Raw genomic sequence first — 23,318 nt, forward strand, 5'->3', positions numbered from 1 at the left:
CATTGGTCATATACCACGATCCGGACCAAAATACTTAAAGGCCACGACAAAGGCAATAACGGAGACAATCATTCCTATAATAAAAATAGTATAAGTCCATCTCAGTATTTTATACTTCCTGTTCAATACCAATCCTAGATAATAGAGATCCTTGGTCAATGAGGAATATATATAATCCTTGTCCTGTACCAATTCGTTTATGGCCCATTGGTAATCCTCCAATTTCATTTTGTGAAAATTACCAAAAAACAACAAATTTACTTTGCGTTGCCTTACATCCTCCTTGGTAAACTCGCCCTGGGTAACATTTGGCCTTGTCGCAAGAACAGCAAGTACCATGGACACCACACTAAAAACAACAAATAATAAGGTGGGATAGATCAAGTAATTGTTGGACGGATTGTCCAGTTTGGTCATAAGGTTGGACAACACCAAAGATATAATAATGGCATTTACGGAGAGCAGGATATTAGCTTTGGTGTCCGCTATATCACTGAGCATTAAATGATTCTTTAAAGTTACCCTAAACAAGGTCTGTATACCCCGATCGGGACTTTCACTTTTATATTTAGCCTTTAATTTCTCCTTTTTTACTAAATTTTCCTCCGCTTTTTTCCCCTTAATCAGCCTTCTTATATTTTTATTCTTTTCTTCCTGCCAATTTTGAAGGGCATAATCGGTATAAAAACGCTGTTCCGTTTGGAACATCTTGAGATTAGCGTCTCGCCATTCCTTTTGTGTATAAGTTGCCAACCCTAAAATATCCAACTCTTCCCTAAGCAACTCGGCGGTTTCCATATAGCTCTTTTTTCCAAAATGGGAACAATCGGCATCCCTAATAATCTCCTCCAGGAGATTTTGGGGCTCATAGAACCTTTTGGTTGCCATTATAAGGCTACAAATACTTTCTATCTTCTTTTTATCATAATTCTGTGCTGCCAAAAACTCCCGGGCTATACCACAACTGGTTTCCTCATGGTTCTCCGAACCTTTGGTATATCCAGTATCATGTAACCAAGCCGCCAATAATAGCATTTCAGTTTCCTCCTCACCCAAATTATAAAAGTTCAATAATTCTTTAGTACTTTTAACAACCCGCTGCGTATGGCTTAAGTTGTGGTACAAATAACTGGAATCTAGTTTATTAGATAATAAATCAACAACAAAGTTTTTAGTTTTTTCGAGGATTTCCGACATAATAGTTAATTATGACCCACAAATTACAAAATTTTGATTTCTAAACAGATGTACATGAGGAAACATTACCTACTTATAATAATACTTTTTCTATTGGTAGGCTGTGCCACATATAAAACGAAATATGCGGATGGTGCCATTGGAAGGGATATATCCAGCGACAGTGAATTGTTGCATACCTTTTATTTGATAGGGGATGCAGGAAAATCACCTATGAACGATCAAAGTGAAGCGCTTAAAGCTTTTCAAAGGGCCTTGGAAAAAGCCAACAAAAATAGTACTGCCCTCTTTTTGGGAGATAATATCTATCCTGCCGGAATGCCAGACAAAAAGGATTCCACCCAAGCCTATCTGGAAGCTAAAAACAACATAGATGCACAACTAAAGACCCTGGCCCAATTTAAGGGCAATCCCATATTTATTCCAGGAAACCATGATTGGTACAATGAGGGGCTGGAAGGGCTGGAAAGACAACAAAAATATATTCAGAAGAAATTGAAAAGCAAAGAGGTCTTTTTTCCCGAAGATGGGTGCCCTATAGAGAAAATAGACATCAATGATGAAATAGTGCTTATCGCCATTGATACGGAATGGTACCTGACCAATTGGGACAAACACCCTAAGATGAACGATAAATGCGAAATAAAGGACCGAGTAACATTTTTTGAGGAACTGGAAAGCCTTATCAAAAAAAACCGTGACAAGACCACCATATTGGCCCTACACCATCCTATGTTCAGTTACGGCCCACACGGCGGACAGTATTCGGCAAAACTCCATTTAAACCCTGCAGGCGGCAAATTTCCCTTTCCTGTATTAGGCTCTTTTGTAAACCTTATTAGGAAAACCAGTGGCGCCTCCTACGCGGATCTCCAGAATAAAAGATATACGGAATTAAGGAATCGTCTAGTAACCATATCGCAGTATTCGCAAAAAGTTATATTGACTTCGGGACATGAACATACCCTTCAATATATTGTGGAGGATAATACCCCCCAGATCGTTAGTGGTTCCGGGGCCAAGGAAGGAGCTACCAGATTATTGAACGGTTCCAAATTCTCCACGGGAAGAATGGGCTTTGCAGAATTAAAGGTATTCAATGATGGTTCCTCCCAGGTAAGATATTTTGGGGTCGGGAAAAATAATGATCCCGACCTTCTATTTTCTACACAGGTACTACCCCCGGATAGAAAGGAGAATTACGAGTTCAGCGACAAAGATTTTCCAAAAGAGGTAAAGGCTAATGTTTACTCCAAGGAAGACATTGAAAAAAGTAAATTCTTCAAAACTGTATGGGGCGATAGGTATAGGAAATACTACGGCATGGAAGTAAATGCCCCTACCCTTAGGTTGGACACTTTATATGGAGGTTTAAAACCGGTCCGTAAAGGCGGGGGAAACCAATCCAAATCCCTGAGATTATCCGACAAGAATGGGAAGGAATACGTAATGAGGGCCGTTAAAAAGAGTGCAGAGGTCTATCTACAGGCCATGGCGTTTAAGGATAAATACGTCATAGGGGAGTTTAAGGGCACCTATACCGAAAAACTCTTAATGGATTTTTATACAGGTGCATTGCCTTACGGCCTTCTTACAGTAGGAACCCTTTCCGATGCGCTGGATCTCTACCATACCAACCCTAAATTATACTATATCCCAAAACAAGCGGCCTTAGCGGAATTTAATAGCGAATTTGGGGATGAGCTTTACATATTGGAAGAACAGGTGGGCGACGGCCATGGCGAATTGGGCAGTTTTGGATATGCCAATAAAATTGAAAGTACCTGGGACATGATCGATAAAATTAAACGGGACGAAAAATATGTGGTAAACACGGATAGATATCTAAGGACCCGCTTGTTTGATATGGTGATGGGGGATTGGGATAGGCATGACGATCAATGGCGCTGGGGCGAAGTCAAGGATAAGGAATCAGGAAAGATTGTTTTTGAGGCCATCCCAAGGGATCGGGACCAAGTGTATTCCATTTGGGGAGATGGGGCCTTAATGGGGGTTGCAACAAGAATAATTCCCGCCCTTCAAATGATGGAAGGATTTAATAATGACATTAGAAATGTGGAGGCCTTTAACAAGAGTGCCTATGGACTGGATGTAACCTTGTTGGCCGAAACTACAAAATCCGATTGGGATAAAGAGGTGTTTTATATACAGCAAAACCTAAGCCAGACGGTAATCGACGAAGCCTTTAAATCCTTTCCCCAAGAAATTATGGACGAAAATATCCTTGAATTAAAGAATATACTTATATCCAGGATCAAGAACCTTCCCAAAATTGCCGATGAGTATTTTTTGGCACTTAATAAATATGTAGTCATAAAAGGTACCGATAAGGACGATTGGTTCGAAATCAACAATTTGTCCGAACAAGAAGTGGAAATCAAAGCTTTTAGAAACATAGACGGAAAAAAGCAAAAGCTATTTTTTCAAAAGAAATTCAACCGCAACATCACACAGGAAATTTGGATCTATGGTTTGGACGATGATGATATTTTTGAAGTTGCTGGGACTAAGGGCAACAAGATCAAAATTAGACTTATTGGCGGGCAAAACAACGATGTTTATGATGTATCGGAAAGCACAAATACCTGGATTTATGACCATAGATCCAAAAAAAATACATTCAAGAAAATCAAGGGAGCAAAACTAAGACTTACCAACGATTACGAAACCAACACTTACCAACCACTTAAACTTAGGAATAACACACGGCAGATAATACCGACCATCGGATTCAATCCCGATGATGGAATGAAGCTTGGCTTTAATGCCACAAGTACCTTTTATGGACTACGACAAAACCCTTACACAACCCAACACAATTACAATGCCGCCTATTATTTTGCCACCAACGGTTTTGAATTGGGCTACAAAGGAGAGTTTGCCCATATTTTCGAAAACTGGAATTTGGAACTGGCCGCCCGTTTTACCAGTCCCAACTTTAGCATTAACTTTTTTGGAATCGGGAATGAGACCGAAAATTTTGATGATACTTTGGAGATGGATTACAATAGGGTGAAAATTCAAAACTTAAATTTTTCTCCCTCTTTGATTTGGCGTGGACAGCTAGGGGCTAAATTCAGAACGGGCATTTCCTTGGAAAGTCTGGAAGTGGAAGAAACCGAAGATAGGTTTGTGAACACCTTTTACCTGGCCAACGGAGAGGAGAATAGAAACAGTTTTATTGGGGTGGACGCGGAATACAGCTATGAAAATTTGGACAATGCCGCCTTCCCCACTATGGGGATGGCTACTGGATTATTGGTTGGCTATAAGGCCAGTCTGGAAAACCAAGGACAGGCTTATGCCTTTATAGTTCCAAGTCTTTCCTTTGATCATAAATTAGTGTCCAGTGGCAGATTGGTCCTTGCCTCTAAATGGAAAGCCCATTTTAATTTAGGGGACGAATATGAATTTTACCAAGCAGCCAGCATTGGTGGGATAGATGGTTTAAGGGGTTTTAGAAATCAACGATTTTCCGGCAAGACCAGTTATTACCAGAACACAGACCTTAGATACAGTCTTAAAAGCCTAAAAACCGGATTATTGCCAGTTACGGTGGGGGTATATGGTGGTTTTGATTACGGAAGGGTCTGGACTCCCAACGAAAATTCCGATTTATGGCACACCTCCTACGGAGGAGGATTTTTTCTTAACGGAGCAGATGTGATGACCGCAAGGGTAGCCTTGTTCAACAGTGTTGACGGCCCAAGATTTTCATTTGGTGTTGGTTTCGGATTCTAGGATAAATTACAAGGCTTTGGGTGCGGAGCTAGTTGCCCACCACAAATGAATATAGATTTCTTCCCGTTTTTCCGGACTCCTCGTCCGAAAGCAACAAGGTATTGTTATTGGTAAAGGAAACCGATTCCAATTGCGTATATACCCCCAGGTCTATCGTTTTTAGCGTCCCACTAGAAAGGAAATTGTCCATTGTAAAGTTCGTAAACACCCATAAAGTACCATTTCCCAATAGAACTATGGTCTTACCATCAGGAGAAATATCGGCAGAGGTTACTTGCCCTTTTATCTTGCCTTTAGGAGGAACAAACGATCCTATATACTGGGCCTTGTGCTTGCCCTCTACGGCAGGCACCTTGTACAATAGGGCTTCCCTGTTAAAAGGTTGTGTCCTATTCTTTGTTACGATGTAGAAGTTGCTGTTGTAATAAAAAAATGACTCGGCATCAAAGAGCAATTTATTCTTTTTTGGAGGAAAATCTTTCTGTTCAGGATAATTAAACTCAATCTTTATCGCCTCAATATCATCTCCAGATTCAGCATTTGGATTTGGGATTTTATAGATGGCCAAATTCTTCCTGTCGTTGTTGTTATTGCCAAAATCCCCAATGAATACATTCCCTTTTTCATCACTTGCCATATCTTCCCAATCGTGGTTTTTGGCATTCTTTACTTTTAATTCCTTTAGGAGGTCCCCACTATAATTCACCTGATAAATTTTATCGGGATTTCCTCTATCCATAACGATCCAAACCGTTGAATCCTTGGCCGGGACCATTCCGGAATTCTCAGTTAATTTATGGGGAAGTTTGGTAACATAGGTCAGTTGGCCGTAATTACTGGCACAGCTAATGATGGTTCCCCAGAGCAACAGTAACAAGTATTTTTTCATCCAATTCAAAATTTAATTATTTAGGTGGCCAAACAACAATTTAATCCTGCGTATCCTTATTTCCTTTTATTCTTTTAGGGGCATATAGATTTCAGCTATCCAATCCAGTTCGTTTCCCCCAAAATTCGGGTTGCTAAAAAATACCTCAACTGGTCTTTCCCTCACCATAATCCCATTTCTTTTGGCATAATCCAACAAGGCGTACCAAGCACGGTCAGAGGTAATATAATTTCCGTTATATATAGCTTTCAACGCCCTAACACCCTCAAATTTCTTATACTTTATAATATCATTCTGCGGAAGGCTATCACTTTTGATAATTGGATAACAAAAATTATAGGAAACACTGTCCACCTCCCTATTCCAATTGGTAATTTCCAGAAATGGCCTGCCGTTCAATGCTACATTATTGTCCACAAGCACAGTACTTAAAATAGGGTAATTTTGCATCATTCCTTTGGCTTTGCCCACCTGTGAAGCCTTTATAGGGATATAGGCGCAATAGGTATCCGGAAGCAGTTCTATAGTATCCAAAACGGTGACCTTAAATTTCTCCAAATGCTCCGTTAGCACATCGTTGAAGTCCAACATGGTACGTTTGGTACGTTTTTCAAAATCCGTATCCAAAAAGGGAATTTTCAATCTATTCTCCAAGCTATGCTCTGCCTCCTTTATGTAGACCTTTATCTTTGTAGTAGAATCATTAACTGGGGTTATTTTCCATTGATATTGGTATATAGAATCATTGAACTTTAATTGCTGATCAATATTCAAAAAATCTCTTTCTTCCAATAACACATTATTCTTATTGGTATTGCCCCATGACTTTATACTCTGATTGATGGTACCGGGGAATGTCTTGGATATAATGGATACCGAATAATCATAGGGTTTTAAAAACAGATACCAAACCAATGATCCCAGAAATAGGAAAACTACGAAATAAACAATTTTGTTTCTCACTAATTGTAATTTTTTACCGGGTAAGTAATTCTTGAAGCCTTTGGAAATAATATATAAATCCAATCTATAAAAACTACTTGGATACCAATTCCTTATTCCCCTTCATTTCCAGTTTATCCACAATAAATTTGCCCAAATCCCGACCTTGTCCTACCCCTACTTCTACTGCTGCCCTATAATGGATGCCCCCATACATTCTACTTATGGCGGCTTCATCTGCAGCCTGATTAAAGGAAGTGAAACTTCTTATAGGCAGACCATAGGGTATTTCGGTATCGTCATCAAACGCAAAATTATCCCCAAAAATACTGGTCAATGCTGTAGCTGCAGCCCCTGAGACCACGGAGTGTCCACTAGTATACTCAGGAAATGGAGGTGTTTGAAGGACGGGTGCCCAGTTTTCGTCTATATACTGATTTATTACGGTTTCCGGACGTATTAAATTAGAGCGGTATTTTTCGTCCCAACAACTTATAAAGGCATCTGCTATGGCCATTGAAGTTTTGGTGTAGGCAAATACGGTTTTGTCAAAATCCGAATTTGTTTTCTCGCAGGCAATTTTGGTAATCCCTATCCAATGGGCCCCTGGAGTGATCTTTTTGGTTGCGAACATTAAATGGCCCCTGGTTACGGAGACATAGGGGTTACAATCCCAAAATTTTGCAATGGCTATTTCTTCCGAACTATCCCCTTTGGCAGTAATCTCTTGGCTAATATCGTACACCTCCTTTACTTCCCTGTAAAAATCGGACCCTTTATCCATAGAAAATGCTGGCGGTGGTGCTGGCACAAATTGATTGGCCGAGTCAATAACAAAGGGCCTTATTTTGCTCCAATGAGGCTCTATACCATCCATATAGGCCGGCGGGGTGGGTTGCCATCGAGAGTTGTCGTCTGTATTAATAGTAAACTTGGGCATAGTCCTGGTCTGCTTATAATTATCCTTGTCCAACCAATCCCCTATGTGCTTTGCCACGGCAAGACCATATTCCTCAGAGTTCTTAAAAATGGTCAAGTTTTTAGCTTGCCAATTTGCATACAAACTATCTCGGTGTACCTCAATCCTATCCTCGGAAAAAATTAAACGCTTACTTATTTCCATATGGGCTATTAGGGCTGCCATTTGATAATTGATAGGCTTGTCCTCCGCTGGTACCGGAATAGGGGTCAAATCTGTTACCTGCCCTACCAATGACTTATAATCACTATTGTTAAGGGCTACAATTTCATATGCCGCTATATTGGGATATGCAAAAATTCTGCTGGCCACTGGAGGAGAAAAAATATCATGGATCATAACTTCCGTAACCTTATGTATAGAATTATGTAAATCCTGAGGAGTAATAACTATTGGCTCCTCCTTTTTGTTGCATGATATTACAACCGCAAATAATACAAATAATCTTAAATATAGCTTCATCTTAACTTTTTTGTCCAAATAATACATAGATCACTATTAATCAAAATATCCCCTGAAAAGGATGCGATAGACCAATTTACCTTTTTATTCGCTCAGGTCATACACCTGGGCCTTGTCATCATTAAAGGTAACCAAGAGGTAGGTCTTACCATTTAAATCAACCATATTCATGTGTCTCACAGATTTAAGCTCCAGTTCCAGGCCTAATTTATTACCCAAAATTACATCATTTTTGTCCTTTATAAGCGCTCCTGAGAAGGAATCCAACCTCCCGTGATATGGCTTAACACCAAAATAGTTCCCCGCTGCAAGAATTTCCGTATTCCCATCTTTATCAAAATCATACTCTAAGAAGGCTCTTATTGGAGCAACCTGTAATTCCGATATAAAGGGAACAAATGAATATTTCCCGTCATTATTCTCCAAATAACCCGATTCTAGCGTATTCACTTCGAGAACGTTACTATTCTTAAGGGAATTTTCATCCAGAATATCCTCTATGGGCTTTCCTGCAAAGGACTTATAGGTCAAAAATTTCTTTCTAAGACCAACCATTTGGGCCGATAGTTCGTCCAATCCTTCCAAAGGATAATACCTGCCATTTTTTTCAGTTGCCACGATAGTCTCTGTACTTCCGTTCTGGTCAAAATCTGAATAAAACATTTTCATTGGATATTTATCCGAAGCTTTAAATTTGGTATTGTTCCCCCAATTTCCAAGTAGATAATCCAAGTCTCCGTCCTTATCTATATCAAAGGGGATTATACATTCCCAGAGTCCGTTATAAGGGCGGTCCAAAGGTAAAACTTCCTTTAATTGCCCCTTGTTGTTCTTAAAGAATTTCGGCGACATCCACTCCCCTACCACTATTAAATCCAATACCCCATCATTGTCAAAATCGGACCAAGCGGCATCAGTGACCATCCCTACCTTTTGTAGTTCCTTATTTTCCACAATCGAGAACCTTCCTTGGTCATTCCTTAACAAAAAGGAATTGGGGATATTGCCAAAATCGTTGGTTATGGCATTATTGCCTATAAATAAATCCAAGTCCCCATCGTTGTCGAAATCACTTTCCCGTATTACGGCAGCATTTTCAAAATATTCCGGTAACACACCAGGCTCAAAACCGGTAGTGTTTTGAAGGTAATAACTATCTTTTAAGGGTGGCATTGTATTATAAAAATCCCCGCCTCCGGATCCTATTACAAGATCGGCCATCCCATCTTTGTTCAGATCCGCTATTAGGACAGTAATATCCTCCTTTATAGAGTCATTGGCAATTTTATCTATTCTCTTTTCCAGATAGGTAGTATCGCCTTGTAAAAATATTCTGGACGGAATGTATTTGGAACCTCCAAAGAACAAATCCTTTTTACCATCACCGTTCAAATCCCCTATGGCCAATGCCGGACCACGATCCGATATTTGATAGGGAATCAATTTCTGTCTGTTGATATCCAGATAATTGTCTTCCTCATGCTCAAAATTGATTCCCAAGTTACCTGTAACCTTTTGGAACATCTTTTTGGAAGTAGGCGTTAGCGTATTATAACTGAAGGGTTTTGTGTTTACCGGGGAAATAACCAAGGTCTGATTGGTGGCCACTTCTTTTATAACTTGAAAGGTCCTATTGGGCCAGACAATTTTTAGGGAGTCTATCTTCTCCTGTTTTCCAAAACCAAAATGGACCATGGGTTCTGAAGAGGCTTGGAACCCTCGAACGGTATATAGTTCCTTGTACTGTAACTTCCCATTTAGATAGGCAAAAACTTTGGTGCCAATACCAAATTTGTTCTTGGCCGTATAATTAAACCTTAGTTTTAAATAATTGGCCTTGGCGTCCGTTTTGTTGATATACAATGCCGCTGGACTGTTAAGGGTATTGGTTATAACATCCAGATCACCATCATTGTCCAAATCTGCCATGGCCGTTGCCCCGGAAATCAAAGTATCCTTTACTGTCCATTTTCCGGACATATCCTGATACTTCATGTCCTCCCCGCCTTTAAAAACATAATTATGGATTACTCCGGACGGCATCATATTAATGGCTTGTTGGTCCACAAGTTTGGTATTGTTTAGCTTGTTTTTTATTTGTTCGTCCGAGGCGAATTTTATAAAGTCGAGGTCGTTGGGCCTTTTGGGAATACCATTGGAAATAAAGATATCCTGTTCCCCATCTTGGTCATAATCGCCAAAAAGCGCACTCCAACTCCAATCGGTCGCTGCAATTCCACTTTGGATCGCTGTTTCGGAATAGGGCGCATTTTGCTGGTTTACAAACAACATATTCCTGGAATATTGGTAATGGTACCCAAAACGGGCCACCCTCAGAATTTGGGTTTGGGTGAGGTCATCCCCCTCTGAAGACTTAAGGACCTTTTCATCTTCGGGAAGCATGTCCAAAGAAATAAGATCTGGCCAACCATCGTGATTAATATCGGCTACGTCATTCCCCATGCTAAATTTGGTAGTATGCCCAAAATAGCTACGCAATTGTTCGGAAAATGTCCCATTGCCGTTGTTGATGTAATAATAATCGTCCTCGTGAAAATCGTTCCCAACATAGATATCCGGATATCCATCCTGATTAAAATCGGCTATGGCAATGCCCAGTCCGTATCCATTGGCGCCGCCATAAATACCTGCTTCCTCGCTAACATCTACAAAAATGCCCCCATCATTGCGCAACAGCTTGTCCCCGGATTGAACATTTCTCTTTTGCCGTACTTCGGCTTTTCCATAAGATTCCTGGGTATGTACGGCATGATTGAGCAGGTACATATCCAAATCCCCATCCAAATCATAGTCCAACAAGGCTGCAGAACTACTGTAGGTATCAAAATCGAGTCCAAATTCGGCAGCACTTTCCGTAAAAGTATTATTACCGTTGTTTATATACAGTTCGTTATGCCCATTAAACCCATTAATGCCCACTACTGCGCAGACGTAGATATCCAGGAGACCGTCCCCATTAATATCTCCCATAATGGCTCCCGTATTCCAGGAGCTTTCCCCAGCAATACCCGCAGTGTCCGTAATATCCCTAAACTTTAGGTTCCCCTCATTAAGGTATAATCTATTTTTAACTTGGTTCCCGGAAAGAAAAACATCTGGCAGTCCATCCCCATTAATATCCCCAATAGCTACTCCACCTCCATTGTAGAAATAGAGATAGTCGAGAATATTCAAGTCATCGGATTCCGTAACGGTATTCTGAAAGTCGATCCCCGTTTCGCTTGGCGATGGGTTCCTGAAAATTTCACCTTCCTTGGGGCCACAGCCCAAGAGAACCACAGCGAATAAAACATATAAGCTACATCTACTCATCCAGTACAAAAACTTTTGGTTTGTTATCATTAATGGCAGCAATTATAAATCGTTTTCCATTGCTGTCCTGAAACCGTTCAATATGCTTCACTTCCTCTTTTATTAAAAACCCGCTTTCATCATAATTTTGCCATTCAAAGTCCAATTTTTCATTTCCCAAAAGTATACTTCCAAAATTGGCATCCAGGCGTGAATATTGAGGTTTGAATTCAAAATTATTACCTCCCATAATAAGGTCCAAATAGCCATCGCCATTAACATCTGCACAGGTAATTCCACAGACGCAGGACAATTGCACGCGCCCTGGTAATTTTTTAATGGTAAATTGTCCTCCCCCTTCATTAATGGCAATTACAGATTCCTGTATGGTACCCTCCTTTACTATAGATTTATCAAAAGTTTCGCCAGAAAACAATTCCCCTATGGTTCTTTTGGCATATTCGGAAGCCTTAAGGTTTTGTTTTTTCAAGGCCACCATTTGGGTGGTCAGCTCTTTCTTTTGGTGAATAGGGTAGTCTTTTCCCTCAAAATTTCGAGTCGTAATTTGTTCTATGGTCCCATTATTATCAAAATCATTGACCCATAATTTCATGGGATTTTCCTTGGAGCAGGAATAGGGCACATTGTTACCCTGATTTCCCAAAATCAAATCATAGTCGCCATCATTGTCCAAATCTTCTGCACTCACTACATTCCACCATCCGGTTAAACTATCCAATGCAGTATTCATCTTGGACAATCTCTTGCCCGAGTTTTTATAGATTACCGGCCTTCCCCAATCCGCCACCGTTATTAAATCTTTCTTCTGGTCACCATCCATATCTACCCAGATAGCGTCCGTTACCATGCCTGCCTGTTTGGTATCGTAGGCAAGACGTTCCGTAGCATCCACGAAAGTGCCGTCTCCCTTATTTTCAAGGAATAAATGGTCTGGATCCAAACCATAATTCCCTACAACACTCCTAGACCCTATAAAGACGTCCATATCCCCGTCACTATCAAAGTCATGGGGCGCAATCACGGCAATATTTTTAAAGGTACTGGGCAAAATTTCAGATGAAGCCTCAAAAACTCCCTTGCCGTTATTAATGTAAAGCCTTGCCCTATAGAGTTTTTCATCCCCTACCTGATTTCCGCCATTACCTACCATCAGGTCCATATCGCCATCACCATCTACATCCAAAAAAGCTGCGGCCGTATCCTCCAGCGACACATCCTTTTCAAAGGCCTTTTGAACGCTGGCCGTTAATTTTCCATTGCCATTATGAAGATAGAGTACCCCGGCCTGATTTGCCCCGCCTCCAATAAAAACATCCTCATTACCATCACCATTAACGTCAGCCACAGCCAAGGCCGGTCCTTCTTGGGAGAGCATTTTAGAGATCAGTCCTTCGTAATCAAAGTCATTGTAATTATTCTCTTTGTGCTGCAATAGCTTGGCATTGGCCAGCTCCTTAAGTAGAGGGTTAACATTGCTTTTATTATTGGGAACAAATATATCCTGGGCCTCAGAATTCTTAAGTGTCAGGAATTGATTGGTTTTAATATTGCTAAATTTTTGGGTACGGTCGTCGGGCCAAATTACCTGCAGGGAATCAATGGAGGTATTCTTGCCCAGGCCAATGGTCATTATATAGTCTACTGAGGATTGAAAACCTCTAGAAGGCATTAATTCCTGTACTATTACCTGATCGTCAAAAAAAAGTTTTACTGTGGCCCCAATGGCAAATTGGTTCCCATCCTTGCCTTCAAACTTTAATTTAAGATAATTATTTCCGGACTTTTTTTCACTGTGATTCTCATATACAAAAGCCTCCATATTTACATTATTGACCACAATATCCAGGTCCCCATCATTATCAAGGTCACCGTAAGCCGCTCCATTGGACATACTGGGCAATTCCAAGCCCCATTTTTTGGTTTCATTGGAAAACGTAATGTCCCCATTGTTCCTATACGCGTAGTTAGGTTGGGGAGCAATGGGCATTTTGGATATTATGGAATCTATGGATTGTTTCTCCCCAGTAAGTGCCATTTCCTGGATAATCTCGTTAGCAAAGAAGTCCACAAAATCCAGATCCGTAAGATCGTGGTTTATACCATTGGTTATGTAAATATCCTTTAAACCGTCATTGTCCATATCGAACAAAAGTCCGGCCCAACTCCAATCGGTCTTGGCAACACCGCTGTAATAGGCCACCTCGGAAAACGAATTATTTCCGTTATTTAATTGCAAGGTGTTTTGGATGTACTGCTGGTAAAAATCCTTGCTCTGCTTTAGTTTAAAAACGTTGTAGCCTTCAAACTCCATAACCGATTTCACCCTTTGGTCCCCTTCCGGTAGCATGTCCGTAATAAAGATATCCGCATAACCGTCATTGTTTATATCGGCCATATCTATTCCCATGGCAGATAAACTTAAATGAGAGGTCCATTCTTCAATTTCTTCTTTAAAAGTGCCATCTTTTTGATTGATATAGAGGTAATCCCTTTCATAAAAATCATTTGAAACATAGATATCCGGATACAAATCCCCATTGATATCACTGACCATTACTCCAAGTCCAAAGCCTATTAAACTTCCATAAATACCAGCCTTTTCACTAACATCCACAAACTTGCCGTTGTCATTTCTAAGAAGCATATCCCCCACACCTTTAAAGATATCCGGTACTCCTGCCCAATCTTGGGCCCTTACCTCGCGCTGTTCCGCATAACCCAGACTACTTACGGGCACATTACTGTTATTTAAGATGTAGGCATCAAGATCACCGTCCTTATCGTAGTCAAAAAATGTGGCATGGGTAGAAAAACCGGTCTTGGCCAAATTATATTCAGCTGCCTTCTCGGTAAAAGTAAGATCTCCATTATTTATGTAAAGGTCATTGTCATGGTTATTACCCTCCATGTTACCTGCATTACTTACATACAGATCCAACAAACCATCATTATTAATATCTACCATGGTTACTCCGGTAGACCAAGGTTTATTTCCCTGTACACCGGCTTTCTCGGAAATATCCTCAAATTGGAGATTACCTTTGTTCAAATAGAGTTTATTGGGAACCATATTCCCGGTAAGATAGATATCGGGCAGGCCATCGTTATTAATATCGCCAATCGCCACTCCCCCGCCATTGTAGAAATTTCTATACTTAAAAATATTAAAGTTTTTCTGGTTTACCACCTTGTTTACAAAGTCGATACCTGTTTTTTCCGAAGCTAATAAAGAGAATAAGGTATCCTCATTATGTTCGGCCTCTTTATCAACTTCTTTTTTTGGGGAACAAGACCCCAACAATAACACTCCCATTAAAATAAGGCTTCCCCTTATAATAAGATTCCCCATATATCTTTGTGATTATTTTTCGAGACAGCTTTAAAATCCAATAAATGTATTTTACGCCTATTTACCATTTTTAATTATAATCCATTTTCCGATATTTTTTCCAGCCAGCTAGGAAAGGTAAATTCCATAAAACACATGGCCTTTTTGGACCTCCTTTTAAAAGATTTAAAATCGTTATAAAAGCTGGTTTCCAAAGGGAAAAAACCACCCTTTAAAAATTAAGGCCAAGATAACCAAAGTTCAATAAATTACAGGTGTAGGCACTGTTAATAATTGATATTTTTTTGCGCTTTACCGATAGAATTTTGATATGCCTGAAAATTGCATTTTGTGATAAAGTGAATATCCATGCCATATATTATAAATAATCCAATATATTTAGCCCAACAATCAATTAAACTCGATTTTATAATGTTAGGAATTCTTTCTTTCGTAGGCTTTACCCTTTTAGTGGCCCTTATTGCCTACCTAGCTACCCGAAAAACTGATGAAAGTTCCTCTGACGGTTATTTCTTGGGGGGCAGAAGCCTTACCGCCGGAGTAATCGCAGGTTCTTTACTTTTAACAAATCTTTCCACAGAACAAATTGTAGGCCTTAACGGAAGTGCCTATACCGATGGTCTATCGGTAATGGCCTGGGAGACCTTGGCGGCAATTGCCATGGTAGTTACGGCCGTTTTTTTATTACCAAGGTATTTAAAAGGAGGGCTTACCACCATTCCCCAGTTTTTGGCAAAAAGATTTGATGTAACCACAAAAACCATAACTTCAGGCCTCTTTTTAACAGGCTACGTAGTAGTTCTTTTACCCGTTATCCTATATTCCGGATCCGTGGCGATCAGTGGCATGTTCAATGTTCCCGAACTTTTGGGGGTTTCAGATTCAACCGCCCTGGTATTGTGCATTTGGGGTATTGGAGTCATTGGGTCTATTTATGCGGTTTTTGGCGGACTTAAGGCTGTTGCTGTTTCGGATAGTATTAATGCCGTTGGACTCATTATTGGTGGAATCTTAATCCCCATTTTTGGATTGATGGCCATAGGGGACGGAAATATGTTTACGGGTCTTGATAATTTAATTACTTCGGATGCCGCACGATTTGACTCTACCGGTGAAGCCGGACAGGAAGTACCATTTTCAACGATTTTTACAGGTATGATGCTAGTGCAACTTTTTTATTGGGGCACCAACCAACAAATTATTCAAAGGGCCTTGGGAGCCAAAAATTTGGCCGAGGGCCAAAAAGGATTATTGTTGGCCTCTTTTCTAAAGATTCTGGGACCCTTAATTTTGGTATTGCCCGGAATGATCGCCTACTATTATTTTGATGGCGGTTTGGCTTCAAGTGACCTTGCCTATCCAGAATTGGTACGTGCCGTATTGCCAAAACCTTTGGTCGGATTTTTTGCGGCTGTATTGTTCGGGGCCATTTTAAGTTCCTTTAACAGTGTGCTCAACAGTTCGGTAACCCTGTTCGGAATTGATATATACAAACAACATATAAATAAGGAAGCCCCTGAAAAAACAGTGGTTAAGTATGGAAAGATATTTGGAATATGTTTGGCCTTGGCCGCCATGTTCATAGCTCCGATGATCGCCAATGCCGGAAGTTTGTTCAATTACCTACAGGAAATAAACGGTATATACAGTATTCCAATTTTCACCATTATTGTAGTAGGGTATTTAACCAAAAGAGTCCCTGCCATTGCGGCCAAAATCGGCATCTTTTCCGGATCATTATTATATATTATAAGTCAGTTTATCCTCAAGGGCAAGTTTGTAGAAAATGCCTTGGAAGCAGCCAAGGCGTCGGGCATTACGGACCCTGCCGCATTGAAATTAGTAGAGGCAGATGCCTATCCACACTTTTTGCACATTATGGCCATATTGTTTATTGCCAATACAGCGATAATGCTTCTTATAGGAAAATTTTTCCCTAGAAAAGAAGCCTTTGAATTGGAATACACTAAACAAGTCTCTATTGAACCCTATAAATATGTAAACCATGTAGGGATTGCTATATGCGTTATAGTAGTAGGGATCTATATTTATTTTGCCAAATAGTTATCCGGCAATAGAGCCAAACACCTTTACCACATAAAAAGAGGGCTGTTCAAACGAACAGCCCTCTTTTTCAATATACACCTAAAATAAATTTTTAGTATCCTGGGTTCTGAACCAAATTAGGGTTGGAAAGCAATGCAGTTTCCGGAATGGGGAAAAGATTCAAATTGGGATCTCCACTTACCTCCTTTAAACCCCAAGGGGCGGTAAATTTATCAAATCGAACCAAATCGTTCCTTCTCCAAAATTCTATATATAGCTCCCTACCGCGTTCTGCCAATAATATATCCTCTGTAACACTGGGCAAATTAGGGGTGTTGGTCCTAGCTTGACGCAATTCATTGACCATTGAGGTTATATTCTCTCCCATACGCATCATGGCCTCGGCCTTCATCAAATGGGCATCGGAATATCTAAACAGAATCTGGTGCTTTCTAAAAGAGTTTATTTCTCCCCCGTCATTCGGGTGATATTTAAGAATTCTGATACCATCGGCTTCTCCATTTCCTACCAAGGAAGTCAATTCCTTTTTCAGTATTAGATCTCCTCCCTGTCTATTTTTCAATTTAGTCCCGTCTTCATTGTACTGCTGATTGATCAAAAAGCCGTACCCAAGACCTAAATTAACATTATTGGCATTGGAAGCATCCGGAACCCAACCTCTTCTTTCTTCTTGGCCATTGCCCACATAATTGCTATTGGGATCACCTTCAAAAGAATCATAGAATTCGGCCAATGTTGAAAATCCGTTCCAGCCACCACCAGTATTATCCGGGGAGTTCATATTGTAATGCATACTATTCCATATCCTCGCCCCAATATCGCTATTCAAATAGAAAATAGTCTCAATATCATCCGAGGATTCGAATATTTGAAAATACCCCGTTTCTATTCCAAAGCCCAAATCCGCTATATCATCAACAGCATCTATTACTTTTTGCATATTGACATCTTCAACAGCACCCCCGTTATAGATATGGGAATTAAGGTATAATTTGGCTAAAAGAAAATTCGCTGCAGCCTTAGTAGCAGTTCCCGTATTGGCAGTACCTGGACTACCATCGGGCAAGCCCGGCAATGCTGCCAATAAATCAGACTCCACAAAGCTGAAAGCCTCACTTCTGGTCAAGACCTTAGGATTAATTTCCGGACCTTCATCCACTTCCCTAAAAGGAACGGATCCAAAAAAGTCCATCAGAAAAAACATATTGAATGCCCTTAGATATTTGGCTTCCGCCAATACTGCAGCATCCGGATTACTTTCTATAATCTCTGAAGCCCTAAATACATTCTGATTTAAATTGTTCCAGGCATTTTTAATAAATAAATGCGCAGGGGTCCAAGTATGGGTATGCAGCTGTCTCCATATCCCATTATCGCCCCAGTCCGTTCCACGAGTTGGTATCAAAAGCTCATCCGTAGTAACTTCGGACATGGCGTACATGTTTTCTTGAGTTGCAAAATCGCCACCCACTTTGTTATAAAGGTCACTAAGTGAGGAGGCCGGATTGGCCACTGGTGTAAATCCGCCACTGGTCGCCTTAGTTATGATCGAATCCGTTTCTTCTATCTCCAGGTTGGTACAGGCAACAAGTCCTACCAGCACAAATATGGAGCCGAAAACGGGTTTCATATATTTTTGTATGTTCATAATGCTATGATTAAAAAGTTACGTTAAATCCTAATGTGTATGTTCTTGGTCTTGGGAAGGCACTATAATCGATACCCGCTATAGGTAGACCATTTAGTAGAGCGGCACTTGCCGGCGCCACACTAACCTCTGGATCAAGACCGGAATAATCAGTAATCACAAAAAGGTTCTGACCGGTAAGACTAAGTCTCATAGACTTGAACAAGCCATCCTTTAAGGGAACGTCATACGAAATAGAAGCTGTTTGCAGTCTCACAAAATCGCCTTTCTCCAAGAATCTAGTAGAAACCGAAGCTTCTGCAAATCTACCTTCCTGTCCTGCCAATTCCACCACATTCTGGGTTACATTATTACCACTACCAATGGCACCTCCGGTAAAAAAGGCGTTGGCGGTATTGTTGTAAATATAGTTTCCAAATTGCCCATTAAAATACATGGATGCAGACCAGTTTTTATAACTGGCAGAGGTAGAGAAACCTCCTGTGAAATCCGGTAGGGCACTTTTACCCACGAACTGTTGGTTATCCACACCACCCTCATGCACAGGGTTCCCATTGGCATCGAAACCTGTAAACTCCCTTAAATAAAAGGAATACAAAGGTTGTCCGGATGCCAAGCGTTGTGCGAAGGCGTTGGACAGACCAGCACCGCGAATGGTTCCCGCTGCAATCTCTCCGTCGAAATCCGTAATTTCATTTTTATTATAGGCCACGTTAAAACCAGCAGTCCAATCAAAATCATCTCCTTGTAAGATATCGTAATTTAGGGAGAATTCAGCTCCTTGGTTCAACACAACAGCATCCAAATTTTGGAAAAAAGTGGGCTGTGGGGAAGGCTGGGCCGCTTCTATATTAAGCAGTAAATCCCTAGTTTCCTTGCGATACACATCAACCGATCCGCTAAAACGATCATTGGCAAACCCAAAATCCAGACCTACGTTATATTGGGTAGTTTCCTCCCATTTTAGATCAGGATTGGCAAATTCCACGGTTGTAATACCAGGAACGTTTACGTCTCCACCATCACTGATATTAGGATCACCATTAATCGTAGTGGAATATCGTTCCCTACGCGCAAAACGGCCATATCCCAAACCATCCTGGTTTCCTGTAATACCGTAGCTCAACCTAAGTTTTAAGGTAGACATTGCGTCCCCCATAAAATTTTCTTCATTGATCTTCCAAGCAAAAGCTGCGGAAGGGAAAATACCATATCGGTTATTTTCACCAAAACGTGAAGAACCATCAGCCCTGACCGTTGCAGTAAACAAATACTTACTTGCTATACTATAATTGGCCCTGGCAAAAAAGGATTGTAACTCGTCCGTATTGTCGAAGGTATTTGTGAAAATAGATTTCACAGGAATACTTACCTCTCCCAACTTATCAGTTTCCGGTGTTGGAAAAAGCCTATTCACAAAAAGATCGGCATCACCCCCGGTGGCATAACCATATTGCTGGTAAGAGCCTGTTATCATAGATTCTATCTTACTCGCGGCATCGGTTAAATTCCTGGCCATGGAGTTTAAATTGGTTGTGGAATAACCCCAACCTTCAACATTTCTACCTTCCGTGTTAAAATCCTGATAGGAGAAACCTCCTAGAACATCCAATACTGAATTATCGAACTCTTTTTTATATGACAAGGTCAATTCCAATAACCTATTCTCCAAATTAAGGTCATTTAAGGTACCTCTACCATTACCCCCGGCACCACGGCCTACATTAAAGGATTTACTGCCCAATTCAGCTTCACGCGTAGAATTGGATTTATCGTAACCTACGGTAGCCTTGGCCGTTAAGTCTTCCACAATATCATATGAGGCTGAAAAATTGACCAGAAAACGATCGGTAAAGGTTAAACTTTGCCAGTTCTCCAACAAGTTCAATGGGTTGATCCTATCCCCTGGGTTGAAAGTGCTGTTGGCTGGCCAGGTAGGATTGGCGGAATAAGCTGCACCCAACATATCCCCAGTAGACCCTGCACTACCACTTAATGGTGGTGCCTCGTCATTTACCCGTGAAAGTGTAGTTTGCAAATCCAACCTTAACTTATCCTCAAACAGCCTTTGGGAAAGGTTTATTCTTCCTGTGACCCTCTCCTGTGAGGATTTTGGGACTATCCCGAATTGTTTCCCGTAATTAAATGTAGCTCTTACGTTACCCGATCCATAATTTTGGGAGTAGGCAAGGTTGTTATTGGTCGAAGATGAATTTCTGGTGACCAATGATTGCCAATCCGTATCATTCCCTAAATCGGTAGCAGTTCCACCAAAGGCAGAAACAGCAGATAGGAATTCGCTCCTATTCAATAAATCAAAATCATTGGCCGGTGATGAAAAGCTTAGATCGGAAGAAAACTCCCAGGTACCTCCCTGTGCACCGCCCTTACCACTCTTGGTAGTAATAATAACCACCCCGTTGGCACCTCTGGAACCATAAATGGCCGTTGATGAAGCATCCTTTAAGATACTCATGCTTTCAATATCATTTGGGTTCAAAAAGCTAAGTGGGTTTCTGGCCGAACTAGACCCTACACCTATATCCGTACCTTCAGAAGAACTACCTCCAGAAGGAAGCGGAACACCATCTACCACGAACAAGGGATCGTTATTGGATCTAACCGAAGAAGTACCCCTAATCCTGATGGCAACACCAGAACCTGGTTCACCACTTCCTTGGGAAATTTGAACCCCAGCGGTTTTACCCTGAATTAATTGTTCGGGAGATGAAATAACCCCTCCGTTAAAATCCTCGGAAGTTACTGCGGAAACCGCACCTGTGGCATCCTTGACAGTAGTAGTACCATAACCAATGATAACTACCTCGGCCAATGCCTGTGCATCTTCTTCCATCATTATATTAAGAGTGGTCTGGTTCCCTACTGCCACCTCCTGTGTTTTGTAACCGATATAGCTAAAAACAAGGGTGGAACTTGCATCCACATCACTAATGATAAAATTTCCATCAAAATCTGTTTGTGCGCCATTGGTAGTTCCCTTTACCACGACACTGGCTCCCGGTAAGGGGCCAGTAGCATCAGATACCGTACCTGATACTTCTTGAGCCGATGCTAATCCAAAACACAAAAATGTTCCAAATAGCAAAAAGCTTTTTAGTAATTTAAGCTTCATACATTGTTAGTTTTAATTGAGTTAAATAAATGAAAGTTGTAATTGAGTTAAAAAAATAATTGAGTTTACTAATTCATAAAATTTCTTGTTCCATTATCGAAGATAAATAATATTATCTCCATTTATTGTTATATTTCTATTTTTAACGCTAAAAATTTAACTAAAACGTTTTCGTAAAATTTTACATTTAAGTGGCTATAAACAAAGCGCAAAACAACCGATCACCATCCTTTTTGTGATTTCCGAAATGTTAAATATTGTACGAATATACACCATTTTTTATTTCAATGGTATTTTGACCAAAATATGTACTATTTAAACAAATATCCAAAATAGATTTCACTCCTTACCTGAATATACTATTTTTACATCTTGTAATTTATTATTCCAATTTGTGCCCAACCAGCGCAAATGCTTTTGTATTTTTACTAGTATATTCACTTGAAAAAAAAACACCTTTGAAAAGAAAAATCACCCTCAAACATATTGCAAGGGAATTAGGGGTTTCCATTTCTACGGTTTCCAAAGCTTTGAAAAATAGTGAGGAAATTGGATCGGACACTAAAGAGAAGGTCCAGGCTTTTGCCAAACTATACAATTACAAGCCCAATAATATTGCGATCAGTCTAAAAAACAAGCGCACTAAAAATATTGGGGTTATAATTCCGGATATCGTACATCATTTTTTCACCACAGTTTTCAGGGGAATTGAAAAATACGCCAATGCCAAAGGCTATAATGTTATTGTCTGTGTCTCCGATGAATCTTTCGACAAGGAGGTCATAAATATGGAATTGCTTGCCAATGGAAGTATAGACGGGTTTATTATGGCCCTTTCCTCCGGCACACAATTGAAAAACGACTACAACCATTTAAAGGAAGTTACAGAACAGGGCATACCCTTGGTATTATTTGATCGTGTTGCGGAGGATATAAAATGCGACAAGGTAATCATCAATGATAAAAAGGGCGCTTATAATGCAGTCACCAAATTCATAAAAGACGGCAGGAAAAGAATAGCCCTAATTACTTCAGAGGACTATATAAGTGTAAGTAGGGAAAGAGCTGCTGGTTATAAGGAGGCATTGTTGGACAATAACATAGAATATAATGAAGATCTGATATTAAAATTTCCTTCCATGGAAATCAATGAAAACCTAATCGAAGACTTCTTTGAAAGGGAAAAAGTAGACGCCGTGTTGAGTGTAAACGAAATATTTGCCATTCACAGTATGCGCTACGTACAAAGTAAAGGCTTAAAAATTCCTGAGGATATTTCCTTTATTGGTTTTACAGATGGGCTTCTGTCCAAATACGCCTCCCCTGGGCTAACCGCTATTGCCCAACACGGTGAACAAATGGGAGAAATAGCCGCAGAAATACTTATAGACAAGGTAGAAAACGATATGGAGGAGGAAACCTACGTTACAAGAATTTTGGAACCTACATTGATAGAACGGGGATCAACCGTTAATTAGGAACCAAAACACTTCGTTACGAGGTCTAAATTATCCAATTATTGCACGAAATTTGGCCATATTGCCCTCTGTCCAAAAC

11 protein-coding genes are annotated in these 23,318 nt (G+C 40.3%); 3 read left to right on the plus strand and 8 right to left on the minus strand.

Annotated elements, in window-relative coordinates:
• Positions 1-6: 6 nt before the first annotated feature.
• Positions 7-1,197, minus strand: coding sequence for a Pycsar system effector family protein (locus KO529_RS19030; protein WP_215949448.1), 1,191 nt, complete (start codon positions 1,195-1,197; stop codon positions 7-9).
• A gap of 54 nt (positions 1,198-1,251) precedes the next feature.
• Between KO529_RS19030 and KO529_RS19035 the strand changes: the two genes are divergently transcribed.
• Entirely contained in the window at positions 1,252-4,959 is a 3,708-nt protein-coding gene (locus KO529_RS19035) for a metallophosphoesterase (protein ID WP_348646979.1), read from the plus strand.
• Positions 4,960-4,987: 28 nt separating this feature from the next.
• Here KO529_RS19035 and KO529_RS19040 read toward each other — a convergent pair whose 3' ends face one another.
• From KO529_RS19040 to KO529_RS19060, 5 genes are all read right to left on the minus strand, one after another.
• Entirely contained in the window at positions 4,988-5,848 is an 861-nt protein-coding gene (locus KO529_RS19040; protein WP_215949450.1) for a hypothetical protein, read from the minus strand.
• A gap of 66 nt (positions 5,849-5,914) precedes the next feature.
• Positions 5,915-6,811: an AraC family transcriptional regulator gene (locus KO529_RS19045; RefSeq protein WP_215949451.1), complete on the minus strand. Its 897-nt coding sequence runs from the start codon at positions 6,809-6,811 to the stop codon at positions 5,915-5,917.
• Positions 6,812-6,884: 73 nt separating this feature from the next.
• Positions 6,885-8,231 carry a vanadium-dependent haloperoxidase gene (locus KO529_RS19050; RefSeq protein WP_215949452.1) on the minus strand — a complete coding sequence of 449 codons (1,347 nt, stop codon included), beginning with the start codon at positions 8,229-8,231 and terminating at the stop codon, positions 6,885-6,887.
• 84 nt (positions 8,232-8,315) lie between these two features.
• Positions 8,316-11,564 carry a VCBS repeat-containing protein gene (locus tag KO529_RS19055; RefSeq protein ID WP_215949453.1) on the minus strand — a complete coding sequence of 1,083 codons (3,249 nt, stop codon included), beginning with the start codon at positions 11,562-11,564 and terminating at the stop codon, positions 8,316-8,318.
• Complete coding sequence (locus KO529_RS19060; protein ID WP_215949454.1) at positions 11,557-14,913, minus strand: VCBS repeat-containing protein; 3,357 nt, start codon at positions 14,911-14,913, stop codon at positions 11,557-11,559. The genes KO529_RS19055 and KO529_RS19060 overlap by 8 nt, the downstream gene beginning before the upstream one ends.
• Before the next feature lie 411 nt (positions 14,914-15,324).
• On the opposite strand from KO529_RS19060, the gene KO529_RS19065 reads away from it, so the two are divergent.
• Positions 15,325-16,977 carry a solute:sodium symporter family transporter gene (locus tag KO529_RS19065; RefSeq protein ID WP_215949455.1) on the plus strand — a complete coding sequence of 551 codons (1,653 nt, stop codon included), beginning with the start codon at positions 15,325-15,327 and terminating at the stop codon, positions 16,975-16,977.
• Between the two features lie 94 nt (positions 16,978-17,071).
• Here the strand turns inward: KO529_RS19065 and KO529_RS19070 are convergent, their stop codons facing one another.
• Together KO529_RS19070 and KO529_RS19075 are read right to left on the minus strand one after the other, a co-directional pair.
• Positions 17,072-18,628: a RagB/SusD family nutrient uptake outer membrane protein gene (locus KO529_RS19070; protein ID WP_215949456.1), complete on the minus strand. Its 1,557-nt coding sequence runs from the start codon at positions 18,626-18,628 to the stop codon at positions 17,072-17,074.
• Between the two features lie 10 nt (positions 18,629-18,638).
• Positions 18,639-21,761, minus strand: coding sequence for a SusC/RagA family TonB-linked outer membrane protein (locus tag KO529_RS19075; protein WP_215949457.1), 3,123 nt, complete (start codon positions 21,759-21,761; stop codon positions 18,639-18,641).
• Between the two features lie 458 nt (positions 21,762-22,219).
• On the opposite strand from KO529_RS19075, the gene KO529_RS19080 reads away from it, so the two are divergent.
• The gene (locus KO529_RS19080; RefSeq protein WP_215949458.1) at positions 22,220-23,239 is read left to right on the plus strand and encodes a LacI family DNA-binding transcriptional regulator; all 1,020 of its coding nucleotides are present in this window, start codon (positions 22,220-22,222) and stop codon (positions 23,237-23,239) included.
• Positions 23,240-23,318: the final 79 nt, after the last annotated feature.

It is taken from the genome of Arenibacter algicola (assembly GCF_018860365.1).
GTDB lineage: Bacteria > Bacteroidota > Bacteroidia > Flavobacteriales > Flavobacteriaceae > Arenibacter > Arenibacter algicola_B.